Source organism: Streptomyces roseochromogenus subsp. oscitans DS 12.976 (assembly GCF_000497445.1).
In the GTDB taxonomy this organism is placed as follows: Bacteria; Actinomycetota; Actinomycetes; order Streptomycetales; family Streptomycetaceae; genus Streptomyces; species Streptomyces oscitans.
Genome location: NZ_CM002285.1, coordinates 7,455,095 through 7,459,874, shown reverse-complemented (window position 1 = coordinate 7,459,874; position 4,780 = coordinate 7,455,095). Strand labels below are relative to the sequence as shown.

5 protein-coding genes and 1 pseudogene are annotated in these 4,780 nt (G+C 71.1%); 1 reads left to right on the top strand and 5 read right to left on the bottom strand.

Going from position 1 to position 4,780, the window contains the following annotated elements:
* Positions 1-645: TerD family protein (locus tag M878_RS81855; protein WP_023551644.1), on the top strand; the 645-nt coding region annotated here is incomplete at its 5' end.
* Positions 646-671: 26 nt separating this feature from the next.
* Here M878_RS81855 and M878_RS81850 read toward each other — a convergent pair.
* The 5 genes and pseudogenes from M878_RS81850 to M878_RS49455 form a co-directional block, all read right to left on the bottom strand.
* On the bottom strand, positions 672-1,253 hold the full coding sequence (locus M878_RS81850; RefSeq protein WP_023551643.1) for a TetR/AcrR family transcriptional regulator: 582 nt from the start codon (positions 1,251-1,253) through the stop codon (positions 672-674).
* Positions 1,254-1,291: 38 nt separating this feature from the next.
* Positions 1,292-1,846 carry a 2'-5' RNA ligase family protein gene (locus M878_RS81845; RefSeq protein WP_023551642.1) on the bottom strand — a complete coding sequence of 185 codons (555 nt, stop codon included), beginning with the start codon at positions 1,844-1,846 and terminating at the stop codon, positions 1,292-1,294.
* A gap of 165 nt (positions 1,847-2,011) precedes the next feature.
* On the bottom strand, positions 2,012-2,521 hold the full coding sequence (locus M878_RS97855; protein WP_023551641.1) for a hypothetical protein: 510 nt from the start codon (positions 2,519-2,521) through the stop codon (positions 2,012-2,014).
* Between the two features lie 263 nt (positions 2,522-2,784).
* Positions 2,785-4,242, bottom strand: a complete 1,458-nt coding sequence (locus tag M878_RS81835) for an alkaline phosphatase PhoX (protein WP_023551640.1) — start codon at positions 4,240-4,242, stop codon at positions 2,785-2,787.
* 162 nt (positions 4,243-4,404) lie between these two features.
* Positions 4,405-4,780, bottom strand: a pseudogene (locus M878_RS49455) (hypothetical protein); the annotation flags it as partial.

Here is a 4,780-nt window from a genome sequence, read left to right as displayed (position 1 = left end):
CAGACCCCGGTCACCCCGCCCGCCCCGCCGGTGCCGTCGGCGCCGCCCGCCCCGGTGCCCGGCGCCGGGAAGATCAATCTGGACAAGGGCCGGGTCAGCCTGCAGAAGAACCAGACCGTGTCCCTGGTCAAGGGCGGACGGCCGCTGCTCTCCCAGGTGCGGATGGGGCTCGGCTGGGAGCCCGCGTTCCGCGGCAAGGACATCGACCTGGACGCCTCGGTCATCGCCTACGGCCCGCGGCGCAACCCCATCGACAGCTGCTACTTCGGCAAGCTGACGATCCTGAACGGCGCGATCAGGCACTCCGGCGACAACCTCACCGGGGAGGGCGCGGGCGACGACGAGGTGATCACGGTCGACCTCGGCCGTCTCCCCCAGGAGGTCACCGGCCTGGTCTTCACGGTGAACTCCTTCTCCGGCCAGAAGTTCACGGAGGTGGCCAAGGCGTACTGCCGCCTGGTGGACGCCGCCACCGGCGAGGAACTGGTCCGCTTCGACCTCACCCACGCCGAGCCTCAGACCGGCGTGATGATGGCCAAGCTCATCCGCCAGTTCTCCGGCGAGTGGGACATGACAGCCATGGGCGACTTCGTGAAGGCCCGCACCGTCCGAAACATGATGGAGCCGGGAGCAAGAGCCCTGTAAACCACCGCCCGCCGCAGCGGGCGGCACTAGCCGCCCGCCTGCTGGGGCCGCAGTCCCTCCACCAGCAGCGTCAGATACCGCTGGATCTCCCGCCCTTGGCCGTCCGCCAGCTCCGACGCCGTAGCCACCCCGTGCGCCAGCCGCAGCACCTCGATCGGCTCCAGGTCGGCCCGCAGGACCCCCTCCTGCTGCGCCGCCTCCACCAGCCGAGCCGCCGCCCCCTGCACCGACGCACCACACGCCGTCCTCGCGACCGAACCACCATCCGCGACCGCCGAGCCCAGCAGGGACTTCAGCCCCCGCACCTGGATCGTGGCCACACACAGCTCGTTCAGCCACGCCATGAGCGCCTCCCCCGGCGACAACTCCCGCGCCAGCTCCCCGGCCCGCGCCCCCAGCGCCTGGAAGTGGTCCACGTACGCGGCCTCCAGCAGCTCCTGCCGGGTCGGAAAGTGCCGGTAGAGCGTGCCCGCGCCGACGCCCGCACGCTTGGCGATGTCATCGAGCGACGCGTTCTCCCCGTGCTCGGCGAAGGCCGCCACCGCCGCCTTCAGCAGCCGCTCGTAGTTGCGCCGAGCATCCGCGCGCATGGGTCTGACCTGCGGCATCCAGATACTCCTTGCCAACCGGGGATCCTCTCCGCAGCCTACCGAGCATCCGCCGAGGACGGCCCCGGGTCCGATCCGAGGTGGCGGCGCACGTCGCCGGTGCCCAGGCTGATCGTGGCCCGCGACCGCATCGGGCCGTCACCGCGGCGCGAGAGCAGTTCGATCTCGGTCACCCGCGCCTGCAGCACGCCGAGCCGGGCGGCGCATTCAGCCGCGAGAACGCGCGGAGCGCGCGTGCGGCCGAGCGAGAGGTGCGGGATGAAGCGCGGGAAGTGCTCCGTGCAGTACGGGAACGGCTCCGCCAGCGCGCGCCGCAGCTCCGTCCAGGGCTCGACGCCGGCCGCGGCGGGGTCGAGCCACACAGTGGCATAGGACCGGTGACGGAAGGCATGGACCCCGCTGAGCCGGATACCGAACGGCTCGCACCCCGCGGCCGCGGCGGCCAACAGCGGGAGCGCCGCTGGGAAGTCCTCTTCCGGTACGAAGCCGTAGACCAGATTCACATGGGGTGGCCAGCGGCGGATCTGCGGGTCGTGTACGACGCGGATGCGCTGGATGGCGGGCCAGAGTTCGGCCGGGGGAAGCCAGGCCACGGCGGTCCGGGGCGTAGGGGCCGACTCTAGGCGGCCGGGGCCTTCGGCCGGGCCGGGCGTCGGAGGACAGGGCACACCGCCATCATGGCCCCGCCCGCCGACCGCCGCCGCCCCTGGACTTCCGGCGGGCGCCTCACGGCCTCCGGGCGCCGACGATCCGGCCTCTCACCCAACCGAGGTGCTCACGGATACCCAGGTGCGGGAGAAACGCTTGTGCTCGTGCTTCTTCCCATGGTGCTTGTGCTGGTGCTTCTTCCCGTGGTGCTTGTGCCCGGGCTTCCTCCCGTGGTGCTTGTGCTGGTGCTTCTTTCCGTGGTGCTTGTGCCCGGGCTTCGTCTGGTGGTGCTCATGCTCCGGCTTCACGCCATCGTCCTTGTGCCCGGGCTTCGGCTCGTCCTCCTTGTGACCCGGCTTCGCCCCCTCGTCCTTGTGGTCGTGCTTCCCGCCCGGATGCTTGTGCTCGTGCTCCGTCGGCTTGTTGTGGTCGTGGTCCTCCTCCGGGTGCGGATGCTTGTGCGGCGGAGCCGCCACGACCACGGCGTTGGCCTCGGCGGAAGCCACCGCGGTGACCTGGTGCGGACCATCGTCGTCGTCGGCGAAGCCGGCGCCGGCGCCGTAGCCGGACAGCCCCGCGACCACCGCGGCCACGAGTGCGGCGCGTTGAAACTTGCGCATGGTTCGACCCTTTCTCAGCTGAGTGTGACGTCCGTATTGACTACTCAGCGTGAGAATAGACGCACGGATCGTAGGGATGTGCGATCTACGGCCAGATGCGTCGTGTCGACCGCGAGCCCGGCGGAGCAAGCCCTCCCGGGGCTGGAACAGGGCACTGCAGGCGTTCAGCGCCGGCTCGCCGCCGAGGCGCTCCTTGGACCCGATACCGAACCCGGCCCGCACCGGCCGCATCTCGGCCCCGGCAAGCCGGTGGTCTTCAGCGGTTACCGCTTCTGCCGCTTCCACGGCCCCGTGATCGCGAGCATGATGCCGGGGGTCTGGATGTTGGCGAACAGGGTCTTCCCGTCGGGTGAGAAGGTGACGCCGGTGAACTCGCTGTATTCCGGGGCCGCTTCGGTGCCGATGTTGAGTTCGTTGCGGGCGATGGGGTAGGTGCGGCCGGTCTCGGTGGCGCCGAACAGGTGCTGGACGCCCTCGCCGTCCTCGGCGATGACGAGGCCGCCGTACGGCGAGACGGTGATGTTGTCCGGGCCGTCGAAGGCTCCGTCCTCGGCGGGGTCGGGGTTCACGCCGAACAGGACCTTCAGGGTGAGGGTGCGGCGCCCCGGGTCGTAGAACCACACCTGGCCGTCGTGCTGGACCGGGCTCTCCGCGCGGGCGTAGGAGGAGACGATGTAGGCGCCGCCGTCGGCCCACCACATGCCCTCCAGCTTGCGGGCGCGGGTGATCTGGCCGTCGGTGAACTGCTTGCGCACCGGCACGGTCTTCGCGTCGCGGTCGGGGACGTCCACCCAGTCGACGCCGTAGACCGTGCCGATCCTCGTGGCGCGGGAGAGGTCGTCCACGAACTTGCCGCCGGAGTCGAAGCACTTGAAGGCCTGGAGCGCGCCCGCGTCGTCGGCGAGGGTGCGCAGCCTGCCGCGGCCGTGCCGGAAGCCCTCCAGCGGGGTCCAGCGGTAGAGCAGGCCGTTGGGGCCGGCCGCGTCCTCGGTGAGGTAGAGGTGGCCGCGCTTGGGGTCGACGACGACGGCCTCGTGGGCGTAGCGGCCGAGGGCCTTGATCGGCTCGGGGTCGCGGTTGGCCCGGCGGTCCTCGGGGTCGACCTCGAAGACATAGCCGTGGTCCTTGGTGAAGCCGTATCGGCCGGCCTTGTCCTCGGTCTCCTCGCACGTGAGCCAGGTACCCCAGGGGGTACTGCCGCCCGCGCAGTTGGTGGCGGTGCCGGCGATGCCCACCCACTCGGCGACCTCGCCGCCGCGGCGGACCTCGACGACGGTGCAGCCGCCGGCGGCCCCCGGGTCGTAGACGAGGCCCTCGGTGAGCGGGACCGGGTGCGGCCACTGGGCGCGGGCGCCGGCCAGCTCGTGGTTGTTGACCAGGAGGGTGGTGCCGCGGGGGCCGTCGAAGGCTGCGGTGCCGTCGTGGTTGGACGGCGTGAACTCGCCGGACTCCAGCTTGGTCTTGCCGCTGTAGGTGATGATCTCGTACGTGAAGCCCGCGGGCAGGGCGAGGACGCCGTCAGGATCGGCGATCAACGGGCCGTAGCCGACGCCGTGGTGGCCACCTTCGCCTCCGTGCGCCGGCCCCTCATCGGTGCTGTCGATGTCGGTCGCGGCGAGGGCGTTCGGGGCGGTGGCGAGCGCGCCGACGCTGCCCGCCAGGGCGACCCCGGCACCGGTGATCGCGGATTTCCTGGCGAAGTCCCTGCGGGTGAGCGACATGGTGTGTCTCCTGAGACGGTGGGAGTGCCGTGGAGGGTGGCGGACCTCGGTTCGGCGCACACGCTCTCGCCACACCTTGAACAGGAGTTGAACAGCGGTCTACTTCAGAGACCCTTGTTCAAGAATCCGTATGCACTGCCCCATGACCGGCTCAAGTGACGTTCAACCGCCCTGCTGGGACCGCGCCTTGAAGGCCGCCTTCCGTGCCTCCTTGGCCACCTTCTTGTCCGGGTGCAGCCGTCCCATCGCCTCCAGCACATCGGCGGTGGCCGGGTGCTCCACCCGCCAGGCCGCCGAGAAGAAGCCGCTGTGCTGCGCGGCCAGCCCCTCCACCAGGGCCTGCAGCTCCTCGGAGTTGCCCTCGGCGGCGAGCTGCGCGGCCACCGTGTCGATGGTCAGCCAGAACACCAGCTCCTCGGACGGCGCCGGCACCCCGGCGGCACCCTGTTCGCTCAGCCACACGCGGGCCAGGCCGCCCAGTTCCGGATCGTCCAGCACCTCGCGCAGCGCCGGCTCGGCCTCCGCGCCGATCAGGGAC